This window comes from Nocardia araoensis NBRC 100135 (assembly GCF_000308435.1).
Taxonomy (GTDB): Bacteria; Actinomycetota; Actinomycetes; order Mycobacteriales; family Mycobacteriaceae; genus Nocardia; species Nocardia araoensis.
This window is the reverse complement of record NZ_BAFR01000332.1, coordinates 1-15,516: the sequence shown is the minus strand read 5'-3', so window position 1 is coordinate 15,516 and position 15,516 is coordinate 1. Positions and strand designations below refer to the sequence as shown.

General features: G+C 65.7%; 11 protein-coding genes and 2 pseudogenes. 12 read left to right on the top strand and 1 reads right to left on the bottom strand.

Annotated elements, in window-relative coordinates; all coding sequences use genetic code 11:
• The 4 genes and pseudogenes from ON21_RS31875 to ON21_RS31855 all read left to right on the top strand — a co-directional run.
• Window positions 1-741, top strand: a pseudogene (locus tag ON21_RS31875) (hypothetical protein); the annotation flags it as partial.
• Window positions 742-805: 64 nt separating this feature from the next.
• The gene (locus ON21_RS31870; protein ID WP_039804253.1) at window positions 806-1,558 is read left to right on the top strand and encodes a phosphotransferase; all 753 of its coding nucleotides are present in this window, start codon (window positions 806-808) and stop codon (window positions 1,556-1,558) included.
• Window positions 1,559-1,731: 173 nt separating this feature from the next.
• Window positions 1,732-7,755 (top strand): MobF family relaxase, encoded by a 6,024-nt coding sequence (gene mobF, locus ON21_RS31865; protein ID WP_051021554.1) that lies wholly within the window; start codon window positions 1,732-1,734, stop codon window positions 7,753-7,755.
• Between the two features lie 100 nt (window positions 7,756-7,855).
• Entirely contained in the window at window positions 7,856-9,043 is a 1,188-nt protein-coding gene (locus ON21_RS31855) for a helix-turn-helix domain-containing protein (RefSeq protein ID WP_157171091.1), read from the top strand.
• Here ON21_RS31855 and ON21_RS31850 read toward each other — a convergent pair.
• Window positions 9,024-10,358 (bottom strand): serine hydrolase domain-containing protein, encoded by a 1,335-nt coding sequence (locus ON21_RS31850; protein ID WP_157171090.1) that lies wholly within the window; start codon window positions 10,356-10,358, stop codon window positions 9,024-9,026. The two genes, ON21_RS31855 and ON21_RS31850, sit on opposite strands and share 20 nt — an antisense overlap.
• Window positions 10,359-10,595: 237 nt before the next feature.
• On the opposite strand from ON21_RS31850, the gene ON21_RS31845 reads away from it, so the two are divergent.
• From ON21_RS31845 to ON21_RS38965, 8 genes and pseudogenes are all read left to right on the top strand, one after another.
• Window positions 10,596-11,594: a hypothetical protein gene (locus ON21_RS31845; protein WP_157171089.1), complete on the top strand. Its 999-nt coding sequence runs from the start codon at window positions 10,596-10,598 to the stop codon at window positions 11,592-11,594.
• A complete protein-coding gene (locus ON21_RS36230; RefSeq protein ID WP_051021553.1) occupies window positions 11,591-12,127 on the top strand; it encodes a hypothetical protein in 537 nt (178 codons plus the stop codon). Before ON21_RS31845 ends, ON21_RS36230 begins: the two co-directional genes overlap by 4 nt.
• 327 nt (window positions 12,128-12,454) lie before the next feature.
• Window positions 12,455-12,670, top strand: coding sequence for a hypothetical protein (locus tag ON21_RS31835; protein ID WP_039804242.1), 216 nt, complete (start codon window positions 12,455-12,457; stop codon window positions 12,668-12,670).
• On the top strand, window positions 12,660-13,733 hold the full coding sequence (locus tag ON21_RS31830; protein ID WP_157171088.1) for a hypothetical protein: 1,074 nt from the start codon (window positions 12,660-12,662) through the stop codon (window positions 13,731-13,733). The genes ON21_RS31835 and ON21_RS31830 overlap by 11 nt, the downstream gene beginning before the upstream one ends.
• Window positions 13,734-14,304: 571 nt before the next feature.
• Window positions 14,305-14,769: a hypothetical protein gene (locus tag ON21_RS31820; RefSeq protein ID WP_039804237.1), complete on the top strand. Its 465-nt coding sequence runs from the start codon at window positions 14,305-14,307 to the stop codon at window positions 14,767-14,769.
• Between the two features lie 50 nt (window positions 14,770-14,819).
• Entirely contained in the window at window positions 14,820-14,987 is a 168-nt protein-coding gene (locus tag ON21_RS38970; RefSeq protein ID WP_157171087.1) for a hypothetical protein, read from the top strand.
• Window positions 14,988-15,074: 87 nt separating this feature from the next.
• Window positions 15,075-15,179: pseudogene (locus tag ON21_RS37650) on the top strand (cold-shock protein); the annotation flags it as partial.
• Between the two features lie 100 nt (window positions 15,180-15,279).
• Window positions 15,280-15,516: transposase (locus ON21_RS38965; protein WP_039804257.1), on the top strand; the 237-nt coding region annotated here is incomplete at its 3' end.

Below are 15,516 nucleotides of genomic sequence, written 5' to 3'. Positions count from 1 at the left end.
ATCCGGCTACTGATCTGGCTCGACGAAAACGGCCTCGCCCTTGCAGACGCGACCCAAGACCATCTCGACGCCTACCTTGCCAGCCATCCGGGCCGCGGCGTCGTCCTGGTCCGATTCATCGACTGGACCAACCACACCGGCATCACTCGAGATCTCCGGCTCCCGCCACAGCAACGGCCCGACCTGCAGGTTCAGCTCTCCGACGATCAACGCTGGCACTACGTCGAGACCCTGCTGCACGACAACACGATCCGCCGATACACCCGCATCGCCGGACTGTTCATGCTGCTGTTCGCCCAACCACTCTCACGCATCTGCCGCATGCGCCACGACCAAGTCGCCCTCCAACCCGACGGCACCGTCACCACCACCTTCGACAGCGTCCCCATCGAGATGCCCGAACCACTCGACCAGCTCCTGCGCGACCACCTCACCCACGGCGGTCCTGCCTCTTTCGCCAACCAAGGAATCTGGCTGTTCCCGGGCCGGTTACCCGGAAAGCACCTGGTCACCGAGAACATCCGCGCCGAACTGGTCTCCCACGGCATCCACCCCAAACACGCCCGCCACGCAGCCATGTTCCACCTCGCCGCCGACATGCCCACCCCCGTCCTCGCCGAACTACTCGGACTCTCCCCCATCACCGCCACCCGCTGGGCCATCCTTTCCTCCCGCAACTGGGCCCAATACACCGCCATGCGCCATACCTCCCACCAGGCTCGCGGCGAACAACGGCCGTGAGAGCAGGCTCGCGCCGCCGCACTCCGACCGCGTCGACACCCCTACTTCGGTTCACACTGGTCTGATGACCGAGATTCCCCTGGAAGGAGGGTTCATCAGCCGGGCCGTCCGAGTCGGTGACACCGTTCACCGTCAGCCCGGCCCACGCGCAGAGTTCGTCCACCAGCTACTACGCCATCTCGAGGACCGCAGATGGCCGGGCGCACCCCGCTTCCTCGGCATCGACGCACTCGGGCGAGAAATGCTCACCTACCTCGACGGACACGTTCCCCCTACCGGTGGACAGCCACCCGTGACCGAGCCAGAGAACCTGGTCGCGGTGGCGAAGCTGCTGCGCCAGTTCCACGACTTGACCGCGGGAACGCCGTTGGCCCGCGACCAGGAAGTGGTCTGCCACAACGACTTGTCACCGAAGAACACCGTTTACAACTCCAGCGCCCCGACAGCTCGGCCAGTCGCGTTCATCGACTGGGACCTCGCAGCACCAGGCGCCCGCATCCACGACCTCGCGCACCTGTGTTGGCAGTATCTGAACCTCGGACCCAGCATCGACAACGTCGCCCAGGCAGCAAGCCAACTACAACTGATCTGCACCACCTATGGCCTCAACGACCATCACGCAGTCATCGACACCATTCTCTGGTGGCAGCAGCGCTGCTGGCGCGGAATCGAGTCCCGCGCCGCCGCCGGCGAACCCGCCATGACCGCACTACGCGACACCGGAACCGTCGAGGCCATCCGCGCCGCCCATCACTGGGTCCACAACCACCGCAGCCAGCTGACCGCGGCAACCGACCCACCCAGACACCGAAACTGAAACAGCACCACGACATCACCGCAGCCCACGCGGCAGACCTCGAATAGTCCCGGTCTCAAAAGTATTGCTCCACCGACACGATTCGGTAACGACCAGCTGGAACGCTCGACTTGACTGAAAAATAGTCAAATTTAGCACTGGCGATATTGGCGTCGCGAGCGCTTGATGGATATATGACCGCGACCATTCATAAAGTCGTGGCAGGCAATGGCTATCATTATTACCTGCGTAATGTCGCCGCGCACGACGCCACCTCTCGTGGCCGTGACAGCTTGGCCGACTACTACTCCGCGCACGGAGAAGCACCCGGCGTGTGGCACGGCACCGGATTGGGCGCGTTCGGCATCTCCGATGGCGCGGAAGTCACCGAAGAGCAGATGAAATCCCTGTTCGGACTGGGGCGCCACCCGAACGCCGAACTGGTCGAAGCCGAGGTCTACGACGAGCAGATCCACCTCGGCGCCAAGCACAAGGATGCGGCACGCGCGGCCGACAAAACGTCGCGTTTGGGCAATCCCTATCGCATTTACGCCGAGGTTTCCGCGTTCCGAAAACGATGCGCGAAAGCGTTCGAGCAACACAATATTGCGCACGGAGCAGACCCGCATGCCGCCATTCCCGATGCAGAACGAGCGAGAATACGCACCCGTATCGCATCGGAAATGTTCAGCGAAGAGTATGGGCGTGCGCCCTGTGATGCGCGAGAGTTGTCGGGGTGGGTCGCCAAGAACTCGCGGCCGAACACGACCGCGGTCGCGGGTTTCGACATCACTTTCTCGCCCGTCAAATCCGTGTCGGCGCTCTGGGCTGTCGCACCGCGCGCGGTCGCGGACAAGATCGAACTCGCCCATCAGCAGGCGGTACGGGACGCTTTGCTATGGCTCGAACAGCACGCCATCTTCACCCGGTTGGGCCGCAACGGGGTGCGCCAAGTCGACGTCGACGGCATGGTCGCGGCGTGCTTCACCCACCGCGACTCCCGCGCCGGGGATCCGGACCTTCACACGCACGTGCTGATCGCCAACCGGGTACGCACGCTGGACGATAAGTGGCGCACTCTGGACGGCACCGCGATCTACCAGGCCGTGGTCACAGTGTCCGAGATCTACAACACCCGGCTCGAGCACCACCTGGAAGACCTCGTAGGCGTGGAATTCGCCGAACGACCGGCGGCGGATCCGACCAAACGCCCGGTCCGTGAGATCGTCGGCATCCCCGCACGACTGATCCAAGCATGGTCGCGGCGAGAAACAGCGATCAAAGCCCGCGTGGGCGAGCTCGCGGCGGACTTCCAGCAGCGGTTCGGGCGCGAACCTGTCCCGTCGGAAATGTATGAGTTGGCGCAGCGCGCCACCCTGGAAACCCGCCCGGCCAAACACCACCTGCGGTCGCGGGCCGAACAGCGCGCCGACTGGCGGACTGAGGCAACGACCTTGCTCGGCGGCCGGGCACCGGTGGCGCAGATGGTTGCGGCGGCGCTGAACCCACAGCGGACACCGCGGGTTGCGGTGTCGGGCCAGTGGATCGCCCGCACCGCCGAGCGGGTGCTCGAGGTGGTCGGCGAGCACCGCTCGACGTGGCGGCCCAACAATGTCCGCGCCGAAGTCGAACGGCAGATTCGCGGACACATCCGGGGGCAGCGGTGGCACCAGGTCACCGAAGCGGTGGTCGCTGAGGCACTTTCGCCCGCGTACTCGATCGCGCGGGGAGACCCCGATGTCGCGGATGCGCCCGAACTAGACGATGTGCCCGAACTATTGCGCCGCCGTCACGGTGCCAGCGTGTACACCGCGGCGAACTCACAGCTGTACAGCTCGAAGCAGGTTCTGTCGGTGGAACACGCGTTGATCGAGCTGTCGGTGCAGTCCGGCGCCCGACAGCTCTTGCCGGGAACGGTCGCGGATGCTGTGCGCGCCTACAACGCCGCGCACCCGGAACGGCCGTTGAATGCCGGGCAGGTCAGCGTGGTCGAAAGGTTCGCCACCTCCGGGCTGCGGGTGCACACCGCCAACGCCCCCGCAGGCACCGGCAAAACCACCGCCATGCGGGTGCTCACTGACGCCTGGCATGCCAGCGGCGGACAGATCCTCGGCCTGGCGCCCACCGCCGCGGCGGCTGCGGAACTCGGCGCATCCATCGGCGCGCGCGTGGAGACCGTCGACAAACTCCTCGACGTTCTCTCCCGCCACACCCCACACCCAGACGACCCCGCCCTGGAGCGCGAGGTGCCGCCCACGTTGCCGGAATGGGTGTTGCAGATCGACTCCGGCACGTTGGTGATCGTCGACGAGCACGTCAAACTCGGTAACCTCAAACGCCTACGCCTGCTCCAGTTCGTGACCGGACGCGGCGCGACGGTGCGGTGCATCGGCGACGATCACCAGCTGCCCGCGATCGAAGCCGGCGGCGCCGACACCGACATGCACGCCGCCGCACCCGACCAAACCCTGACCCTCACCCACGTGGTGCGGTTCGCCTCCTCGGCGGAAGCGACCGCCAGTTTGCAGCTGCGCGAGGGTGATCCGGCAGCGCTGGGCTGGTATCTGGACAACGGGCGCGTGCACGGCGGCCATCACGGCGCCACCCACGATGACGCCTTCACCGCGTGGATGAACGACCACCTCGCCGGGCGCACGGCGATCATGCTGGCCGCCAACCACGAGGTCGTCGCCGCGTTGAACGCCCGCACCCGCGCCGACCGGCTCGCCCGCGCGGGCGGCACTGTGAAGGCGGAATGCGCACTTGCCGACGGACTCGCCGCGTCAGTGGGTGACACGATCCGAACCCGCCGCAACAACAGGCGACTGCGCGTCGGCACCCGCGATTGGGTGCGCAACGGCGACACCTGGACCGTCACCGCCGTCCACGACGACGGCAGTCTCACCGCCACCCGCGTCCATTCCACGGATGGAGAACCGAGCGCGCGGGTGCGGCTTCCGACCGATTATGTTGCCGCGCACGTGCGGCTTGGGTACGCGGCGACGATCGATTCCGCGCAAGGAATCACCGCCGATACGTGCCATGTCGCGCTCATCGGCGGCGAGTCACGCCAGCAGTTGTATGTCGCGATGACCCGCGGGGTGCACGCCAACCACGTCTACATCCCCACCGCGCTGGACGGTTCCGAGGGCTCGTTCTGGAGCGAATCGGCGGTGTTTCCGCGCACCGCGGTGGAGGGGTTGGTACGCATACTCGGGCGCGACGGTGCGCAGAAGTCCGCGCACACACAACTGCGCGACGCCCTCGATCCCCACACCCGAATCGGCCGCGCGCTCGACATCTACCTCGACGTGATCGGCGTCGCAGCCGAAACGACTCTCGGTCCCGACGGGGTCGAACGCATCGACCGGGCGGCCGACGCGTTGCGCCCACACCTGACCGATAGCCCCGCCTACCCAGTGCTGCGCCAGCATCTGGCCGCGCTCGCCGTGTCCGGCCGCGACCCGGTCGCCGCCCTGTATGCCGCCGCCGGAGCGCGGGAACTCGACACCGCCGACGACGTCGCCGCCGTCTTGGACTGGCGCCTGGACCCCACCGGCACCCACTCCACCGGCACCGGACCGCTGCCGTGGGCACACGGCATCCCCCGCGGCCTCCGCGATGCCCTGGACTCCACTCAACTCACCGCCCGCGCCGGCATCGTCACCGACCTCGCCGAACAAATCCGCACCGACGCCCAGTCGTGGACCCCGAGCACGGCACCGCACTGGGCGCGGCCCCTCATCAGCGCCGACCCCGACCTGCTCGGTGAACTCGCAGTCTGGCGCGCCAGCCTGCACGTCGACGACCGCGACATACGTCCCACCGGCCCAACCCGCTGCAGCGTGCTCGAACGTGAGCACCAGCAGCTGCTCGACGCGCGGGTCACCGACGCGATCGGTGACGCTCATCGACCGGTCAACCGATGGGCCCCGACCCTCCAACACCTCGACGCCCGGATCGTGGCGGACCCGTATTGGCCGGTACTCGCCGACAAAATCGACGTCGCCGCCCGCGCCGGACTCGACATCGAAACCCTCCTCACCAACGCCGCAGGACTGCGGCCGCTGCCCGACGAGATGCCCGCCGCCGCACTGTGGTCACGCCTGGAACTGGAACCCTCCGCACTCGACACCGCCACCGGCCACCGCAACCTGCGACCCGAATGGATCACCGATCTGCACGCAGTCCTCGGCGAGGAAACCGCCGCGCGCGTCCTCACCGACCCCGCGTGGCCCCGTGTCGTCGCCGCGATCGACCGCGCCAACGCCACCGGCTGGGCACCACACCAAATCCTCTCCACCGCCCACGAACTACTGCTCAGCGCCCAACCGGACAACGCGACCGGCCTGCGCCCGGACCAGCTCGCCAACGCCCTGGCCTGGCGCATCGACGCCCTCCTCCACCACACCCCTGCCCCAACCAACGACACCGCCAGCCACCAACCCCACCCCGCGGCCATGCCCGAATCGACCAATCACCCCATCCCACAGCGCCATTCCGACCTCGAACACGCCCGCACCGACAGCGCACGCCTCAAGGCCGAAGCGGCACAAACTCCCGGTCCCGAGTCCGCCGCCGATAATGCACCCGGGACCGAGCTTCCCGAACATGTCCGCACGGTGGCGCAGCTGATGCACATCGGCCAGATCACCGCCGCGGCCGAGGCGCTCGCCGACTTCAGCGATGTGGCCACCGACGAACAACGCGCTATCCTTGCCGAAATCGCGGAAACGCTCTATCGCAACAGCTTCCCCATCGCCCGCGCGCGACTTCGGTGGGCCGGCGAGCGTTACCCCCAACATCGCGCACTGATCGAAGCCTGCACACCAGACACCGATCCGCACGTCTACCTACCCGGCACTACATCCACCGCACCGGCGTATCGGCGCGAGCGACGCCATGAAGCAGCCCGCGATCACCACGAATACATCAACCCCGCTCGGTGCCGCGACCCGCTCACCGATGCACAGATCGTTGCCCGCCGCGCCGAGCAGGACTACGTCGATACCCGCGCCGATGTCGACGACCAGCCCTACGACCGCATCATCCCCGACGGCGTCGTGCATCACTACCAGCGTGAGGCACTACCCGACGACCGCTCGAACTACTACACGCTGGACTACGACCTCGCCGCCGTCCCTAACACCCGCTGGCTCGGATGTGTGGCCTGTGGCCTGGAACGCACCCGCACTGACACCACCCCCGTACCACCGCGCCGAGCGGACGACGGACTGTGCGGGGAATGCCGCGACAACAACCAACCCGGCATCCCTGACCACGACCCCACCGACCACATCACCGCCCGCTGCCATCACATCACCACCACCAACCCCGCACCCGCCGCCCTCGCGATGCTTCGCCGTGACTGGCGCACGACACGAAATCCAGCGCATCGCGCGGCGATCGAAGCCTGGGTTCGTGACCACCCGCTACCCGACGCTGCGTCGCGATCCGCCTCCGACGACGCCGTCATCGCGGATCCAGCCGTGAATAATCCACTGTTCGCGCTCACCGACACCCAACTCGATGAACGCATCGAACAACTTCGCCAGAGCCTCGCCCTCGCCGACACCGACGACTTCCTGTACGGCCCGGCCCAGCACACCACCGACCACGCACATGACACTGACGAACTGATCCGACGCCACACTGCAGCGCAACAAGCCATCCGCAACGCCCGCACCGCCGACCAGCACTTCCACACCACCGCCAGAGCCTTCCACGCCAGCGCAGCCGAACTCGCCAACGCACGCGCCACTCTTGAGACCACGCCCAGCTACCGCCGCAACCAACGACGCATCCTTCAAACTCGAATCGACACCCTCGTCAGCGAACAAATCCAGCGCAGCCGCGAACACACCATCGCACGCTATGCGGCACGCCAAGCCAACCGCGAAGCAATCCTCCTTGCGGGAACCTCCGACAACTGGGACCGTCTACTGGGCACCCCGGCAGCAGCTCTCTCCGATCGCCGCCGCCCGATCGACACGCACGCCGACACCGGAGCCGAAGCTCACATGCGGCGCATCACCGAACTTCATCAGGAGCTGGACGAATACTGTGCAGAGCACCTCCGGCGTCGCACCCTTGACTCGGCGCAAGTCGCGCACGAACAGCATCATCCACCTGCTCCACCAGACGACAACATCGACCGAGACCTTCCCAGCCCGCTTGCCGAATATCATCGGCAGCACGATGGCGAACTTGGTTTATGACCTGACCGAACTGCTTCAATACCCTCGCCCAAGCCTGGAGTAACGAACGAAGCAACTTCCTCGCTGGTGCGCCGGGATTGCCACGCGCAATAATTGCACGGTGGGATCAGCCCCTCGCTCGTTCGAACCACCTGCCACAGCGGAAGCACTGTTCGGTGCTGAGCTTCGTGCTCGGCGGGTTGCTGCTGGATTGTCGCTACGACAGCTGGCACCGCTAGTACTTGTCAGCCATGACCTGCTGGCCCGGATCGAGAAAGCGGAGCGACGCCCGCACCCTGATCTGGTGGATCGTCTTGACGCTGTCCTGAAAACAGGCGGTCGATTGCGTCGTCTCGCGGCTCCGTTCACAGAATCTGCCCGACTGTCGAGACGCCACGTCGTGGTTGAGCCAGATTCGGCAGAGACTACGCTCCGCGAGCTCATCGCACGGGTGCGAGCGGCGGACCACACGATGGCCGGTGAACACCTCGACGAGGTAGTCGCCTACGCCGACGCAGCGAAGAAGATGGTTCCCCAGCTTGCCAAGTCCTATCGAAGTTCCTTGCTGCGCGTCATCGCCGAGGCGCATCAACTGGCGGGTTGGATGCTGTTCGACCGCGGTAGCGTCGTGCTAGCCGACAAATCGTTCATTGCGGCTAAACGTGTCGCCGAACAGGCCGGCGCGCTGGACTTGCTTGCCTTTATCGGAGGGCCGAACGCAAGCTTCATGAGCACGTGGACTGGCGATCCCGCGCGCGGTGCCGAGCGAGCCTATGCGTCTCTGGCATGGGCGCGGCGAAGTGGCAATCACCGACTGAACGCATTCGTCTGCACGATGGCAGCGCGAGCTCACGCGAGGTTGGGTGAGTCCGACCTGTGTGCACAAATGCTGGTCACTGCTGAGGCGGAGTTGTTGCGGCATCGTCCGAGCGAGCCCGACCCGGTCTGGCTCGAGGTGTTCGATGATGCCGCTCTGGCTGGACATCGAGGATCGTCCCTGTTGGACCTCGGCCAACTCCGATCCGCGATCAACTCTCTGCGAGAGCAGGATTCAGCTAGCCCGGCAGTCTTTGTGCGCAACCGAACTATCTGGCAGCTCGAGCAAGCCGAAGCCCAGCTGCGGATTGGTGACCAGGAAGCCGCCGCATCTTCGATCGAGGAGGCGATCAACGGGGTAGCCACCAGTTCGATTACGCCACGGGTCTTGCACATGTTTCGGTCCGCCGAACTGCGATTACGCACCTGTCACGGTCCCACGGTATCGCCGGTCAAAGAACGCTTGGCGACCCTTATCGCGGAGTTCGGGTGAGCGGGTAGGTTGCCCAGCGCATTTCAATCCCGCTTGGTTTTCGATCAACCTCAAGCAACTCCCCCTGCAGTCTGCCCTCGACAGCACGGAATCTCCCTGGCCCTTCTTCGACGAAGTGAGTCCGCCCCGTTACAGGGTCGCTGAGGAGGGATGCATACAGCCCATCTCGCTCCCAGCGGAATACGACTTCGTCAGCTTCCGACCACCAGCTACCCAGGATCGGTCGAATGTGCTCGGGGCAAGGCGGTGCGGGGGACCAAGGCAGCACCGGTGTCGGCTGCTGGACTGCTGCGGCCATTTCCAGAATTTCGAGGGCGAGGTCAGCGGCTCTGATTCCTCGGGTGGCATTGGAAAAGACCACCACTGTGAGTTCGGTAGCACGGTCCAGCATCAGCGCGGATTGGAAGCCGGGCATCGCGCCGGTATGCCCGGCGGCGATGCGGTCGTGCCGCCGCTCCAATATCAAGCCCAGCCCCCAACCTCGTGTCCAGCCGACCGTATCGACCATGACCTGAAGCGTGTGCATCTTTTTCACTACTGTGAGGGGCAGGACGGTCGCGTCACCTCCACCCAACACATGTCCCCAGCGAAGCAAATCACCTGAGGTAGACCACATTTGTCCCCCGACGCCAATCGCAGCCTGGTCCATGACCGGCTCACGGTGGACTGCATCGATGTGCGGGTCGAGCCGGTAGCCGACCACAGCATTAGGCGGCGGCGCCCAGCTGGTTTGGTTTAGTCCCAGTGGGTTCAGCAGAGTTTCCGTGATCAAGGCGTCGCACGGTTGACTGGTGACCTCTTCGATGATCTGGCCGAGGACCGCGTAGCCGAGGTTGGAGTAATGCCAGCGCTCTCCAGGTGCCCCGACAAGTTCGGTACGCTCGAACAGATCGCGGAGTTCGGTTCGTGACGGTCCGTGCATGCTCTGCCACATGTCGGAGGGCGCTTCGCGCTGCAGGCCGCTGCTATGCGACAGCAACATGCGAACAGGAAGATGGCTGAAGGGCGTGCCCGGGAGATATCGACCTACCGGGCTATCCAGAATCAGCTCACCCCGTTCGACGAGCAGTAGGGCAAGCGCTGCGGTGAAGGTTTTCGTGATCGACCCGATGCGATAGCTGCTCTCACTGGTGGCGGGAATCGAATTCTCGACGTCTGCATAACCGACAGAGGCGGCAGCCAACTGAACCCCCCTGGCGCCGACACCCACCGTCAGGCTGGGGACCCGCGCAGTGGACTGTGCCTCGACTACACGTGCCGACAGTGCCGCTTGGAAGTCGCTATCCATGAACTCCTCTCGGTTGAGCACCAGCATCCCACAAGTCATCACCGCGCTCTGTGGACAACCATTTTGTCAACAGCAAAAGCCTTCCACAGCGCATTCCTGCAGGCCAGGGTAGGACCAGCACTCAGCACACCGTCCCAGTTTCATCCGCCAAGACTTCGACGGCTGGGCGTGCTGGCTTCCAGGTTTTGTCAGCCGTCCTCCGAGTGCCCGATCAAGGAGGGCCTGCGATGGAGAGCACGAAAGCAAGCAAGCCACCGCAGCCTCATGCGGAAGCTCGTCGCAACCGTGAAGTTTGGGCTGTATCGCTTCCGCCGGCCAAGTCCCAATGACTACCGAGGAGTCAGTGCCATGTGGTTCGGATACGCACAAGCGGCACTTTTGACCACCACGCAGGCTCATGATGCCGTCGTGCGGGCGATGCACGAGTACGCCAGCTCGTTCGCGTTCGGCCCTGGCGAGGTGGTCATCGAGCCGATGGCGCCAGAGCGGATGCTGCGGGCAATTGTCGCGGAGGTCGATCGTCAGGATCCTGCTCTCGCGGTGATGCGGCGGTTTGAGTACGTCGCCGCAGCGTGGAACGTGGATCTGGAGCGGCTGTTCGACCCCGGCTCGCCGCGCACGCAGTCGCTGTGGCGGGTGATGGAGGAGATCGAGGGCCAAGGCGGTGGCCATCTCATCGTGCCGTCGCGCGAGCATCTGACCGGTCTCGGGCCGTCCGGTAAGGCGGTTGTCCAACGGCTCACGCGCATGCCGCAGGCACACATCTACTACCTGCAGAGCACCACCGATCGCGACCGCGGGTGGGGGGCGGAGCCGGAGTCCGTGGTTTCCGTGGCACCTCGGGTGGACGTGCGCGTGTTGGCGGAGTCGAAGGTGGGTGCGATTCCGACGGTGACCCGGTTCGACATCATCGCGGAGTTGACTCGGCTGGAGTGGTCGGAGTTGATCGAGCCGGTGGACGCGTTGTATATGGCGTTGGCTGATGACGCCAATGCCGCCGCGATGGCTGCCGGTGAACTCGGTATCAGTCCGTTCGGCCACCAAGGCGTTATCCGCCTGTTGCAGTGTGACGACGGCCAGTTGATGGTCGAGTTGCAGGAGTCTCGCCACCGTGACGACGCGCCGACCGCAGCCTTGGCGGCGCTGTGCGCGCGCATCGACCGCTACACCGCGCGCGGTCACACGTTCACCCGATGCACGCTGTCCTCACAACTTGCGTCACCACCGATACCGGCCGCCGAACGCGTGGGCAGGCTGTCGTGAACCGCGCGCCGTCGGAGCGAACGGCCCACAAACAGCCCACGGTCGCCTGCAATGTCGGCGCGGAAGCGTTGTTGACGCCCGAGCAGCTGCTGGCAGCGATCTCCGGTCACCTCGACCCCGATAACTCGTCGCCGCTGATCGGGTTCGCCCGTGACCTCGCCGATCTGCACGCCACGCTGCTGCCCTCGCGCCTCAATCGCCGGCATCAGGCCGCCGGTTTCAGCCAGGTCGACGTGCACGAGCAGGTCATGGCGGTCGTGGGCGAGATCAACTCGTGGGCGGTGTTTCACCTGCCACGCCCAAACGGTGCACGCAGGCACACCCATTCCTTCGGCGAGGTGATCAGTCATGTCGCCGAGACATACGCCTCGGCTTGGTGGACCGTTCGCCACAGCGACGACGAGCAGCTGCGCCACGATGCGTGGTTCCACCTCGCTGAAGTCCGGGAAGGCTACGCCGATCTGCTGGCCGATATCCATGCCCGCCGTGTGGAGCTGCCCCTGGGATGGCGCGGCATCCGACCCACACCATGACCACGAGAACAGGAGCGACACGACCCATGGACTCGCGTGTGCCGAGCCTGGCCGGGCTGCCACAGGCGAAGGAATGGATAACTCACTTCGCCGCACAACTACCCGCCCAGCGCAGACACAGGAAACTGCGGGCCGTCTTCACAACCGCGGGCTGGCGAGTGAAGGCATGGTTGCGCGGTCGCGCATCCCGCACCGGCACTGCTGCCGCAATGGGCCACAGCTTCGAGTGGGTGGCGATGCTGTCTGTGTCGATCATCGACATTCATCACCGACGGCCTCAGGCCAGCGGGGCGGCTCGCGACGCGATCGACAGCGAGATCACTTGGTGTGAGGACGATCGACGCGAAGCTCGCGGGTCTACTCGATGTGCCCGCCGGGCAGATCGCGGTGGGTCAGCTTGTGTCCGCGATGGCGCAGCAGTGGGTGGCCTACGCCAACCATCCGCAAGACGAAAGCACGCTGGTGGAGGTACTCGCCGCGCAGCGCGCCTACAACGCCCGGGTCGAGCAGCTTTCGGCGCTCCCACGCAGCGGTGCGTCGTGAGCCATCCCGGGAGCGCTTTGTGAGACCCCCGCACGCGCCGTTGTCTGCTGATGCGCCGATCGCCCTCGGTTACATGCAGGTCCCGCTTCTGGCGGAGCCCGACCGTGTCGGTGCGCTCATGCGACACCGCGCGCAGAGCTGGGGATATCGCTGGGGCGGAACACATTTCGACCATCACACCCACGGCCACACGATCGCCGCCCTGGCTCAGCACGCCAGCCGCGAGCCCGATGTCTGGCTGATCGTCGTCCCCGACGCCACCCATCTACCCGGCGGTCGTCGGCTGCTGACCACCCGCACCATGGTCATCCGCATCGTCACGCCGATACCGACGACGGCGCCACCCTGCACCGCCCCCGAGCGCGGTGATGTCGACCAGCAGCTTGCGGCCGAAGCCCACCCCTGTTCCCGGTGGCTCCATACTCGCCCTCCTCACCGGCCCCACGCGCGAGGACACCTTCGAAGGACTCCTGTGAGCACACACCCGCCAACGCCGCCGCTGCCCGACATGAACCGACTGGTCGCGCTCTGGGACGGCGTAGCGAACCCGGTGACGAATCTTGAACACGCCGCTCGAGTCGCGGTCACGCTGTGGATGACCTGTCTCGATGGGGTGGACTTCTCCAACCCCGGCGACGTCCAGGACCGACTCCTCAAAGGGGTGGAGGCTGATCCGGACCACACCGTCATCCGTGTGATCGACGACGAAGTGACCTGGTATCTGGGGAACCGGCCGGGAGCGGTGGTCTTTGTCGATGACGACTTCCCCGAGATCGTGACCGCCGGGCAATTGATCGATCGACTCTCCATGTGGATCGCGATCTCCGCCACATGGTCTCCCCAACTGGGTGACTGCCCGTTCACACCGGCCATCGCCGAGTTCGGTCGACGCTACGACGCGTTGATCACCGGCCTTCTCACGGGTAGTCGCCAGCCCCGCCGCCGAGCCGACGGCATGCCACCTGTCCAGCGACCGCGGCGCATCGAGCTGATAGCCGTGCCCCACCGCGACGGCGGCCGCGAGCAAGGCGGGTTGCGTTCGCCCGCGCCTGACTCGCGCTGACCAACCACATCTGCAACCCGTCACCCGACTCAGCGACGTCCGCGCAGGCACCGCCGCTGGGTCAAACCCGATCACACCCGAAGGGATTCTCTCTTGCATCCGCCACCCCACCACGGCTCCCTCGGCGCGCCTGCCGCGCCATCGCCTTGGCCGGTCGCGCGGCCGTCTGGTTCCGCGGTGTTCGAACACCAGATCGTTGTGTTTGACACCGACCTCGGTCACGACCTCGACGACGCACTGACGCTGTGGGTCGCCGCGGAACTCGTCGCGAACCTGATCGTGATCACCAACGACGAAACCCCAAACCACGACCGCGCCCGCTACGCCCGCGCCTTTCTCGACCGCATCGGCCGCCGGGACGTCCCCGTCGTCGCCGGCCGCACGCTCGACGGTTCCGCCGACCGGTTCGTCATGCACGGCCACCTGCCCGAGGCGCGGCCGGTGCCCACCGATGTCACCGACTTCCTCTCCAGCGTGTGCGAGACCTCCACCCGCCACATCATCTGGGTCGGGTCCACCTCGCCGAGTTCTTCATCACCTGCCCCACCACATCGAGCAAATCGAGTTCACCATGCAGGGCGGCTGGCTCGACCGCTACCGCAACCCCAGCAAAGCGTCGCACAACCCGCGTATGGACCCCGCCGCGTTCGGGCTGGCCCTGCGCGCCGCTCACCGGCCCCGATGCGTGCTGTCCACCCACACCAACGCGCCCGAACTGGCCGTCGGCCCCGACTCCTCCCTGTATGCGTGGCTGACCGGCCCCGACGCGCCATCATGGGCTCAACTAGTCGCCGCCAACGCCACCGAATGGTTCACCCACCGGCCCTCCAGCTGGATGAACGACCCGGTCGCCCTCGCCGCTGCCCTCGGCGTTCCGGCCGTCGAATTCGGTGCCGAAACCGTGCGGATCGCCGCCGACGGCCGCATCACCCGCGACCCCGCCGGACGCCGCATCGAGGTCTCCACCCGCATCGACTACCCCGCCGCCCGCACCTGGCTGGCCGAAGTCCTGCCCCTCGATCCATCAGCAGAGTGACCCACCCTCCTGGAAACCACGACGACAGCTTCGGAAGGAATCTCCACATCATGACCCTCCGCACCGCACTCGCCACCATCCTCTGCTCGCTCGCCGCGCTCTACCTCTACGACGCCATCACCACCCTCGCGTATCGGCGCGCCGCTGCCACCACCCACGACGTGCTCACCCACTACGGCACCGACCACGACACCACCCCCGGCGCAACCCACAACTGAGCCCGCAATCCCGTGGGCACCTCGACTGCCCCGGTCCAGTTCAGAACAACGATTTCTACAAATACCCTCAACTACAAGGAACCGACGATGGAACAAGGAACCGTAAAGTGGTTCGACAAATCAAAAGGCTATGGATTCATCGCCTGCGACAGTGGCCGTGACGTCTTCGTCCACCACTCGGCGATCCTCGTAGACGGTTACCGGGGCGTGTACGAGATCTTGTGTGAGTTGATCTCGTGGTCTGGCAGGGTGGCAAGGCGGAATGCCTTGCTGCCCGGGAAGGATCACAACGTTGGCGCAGGAAACCAACGACCCGCACACGCCGGATGTGGATGCTCTGGCCGAGCAGCTGCTGGATCGAGCCGATGCCGATTCCGCGCAGCTACTGGGACCGGACGGGCTGCTGACGCAGCTGACCCAAAGAGTGCTCAACCGGGCCCTGGATGCGGAGCTGACCGAGCATCTGGGGTATGAGAAGGGCGATCCGGCCGGCCGCGGTTCGGGCAACAACCGCAACGGTGCTACGTCC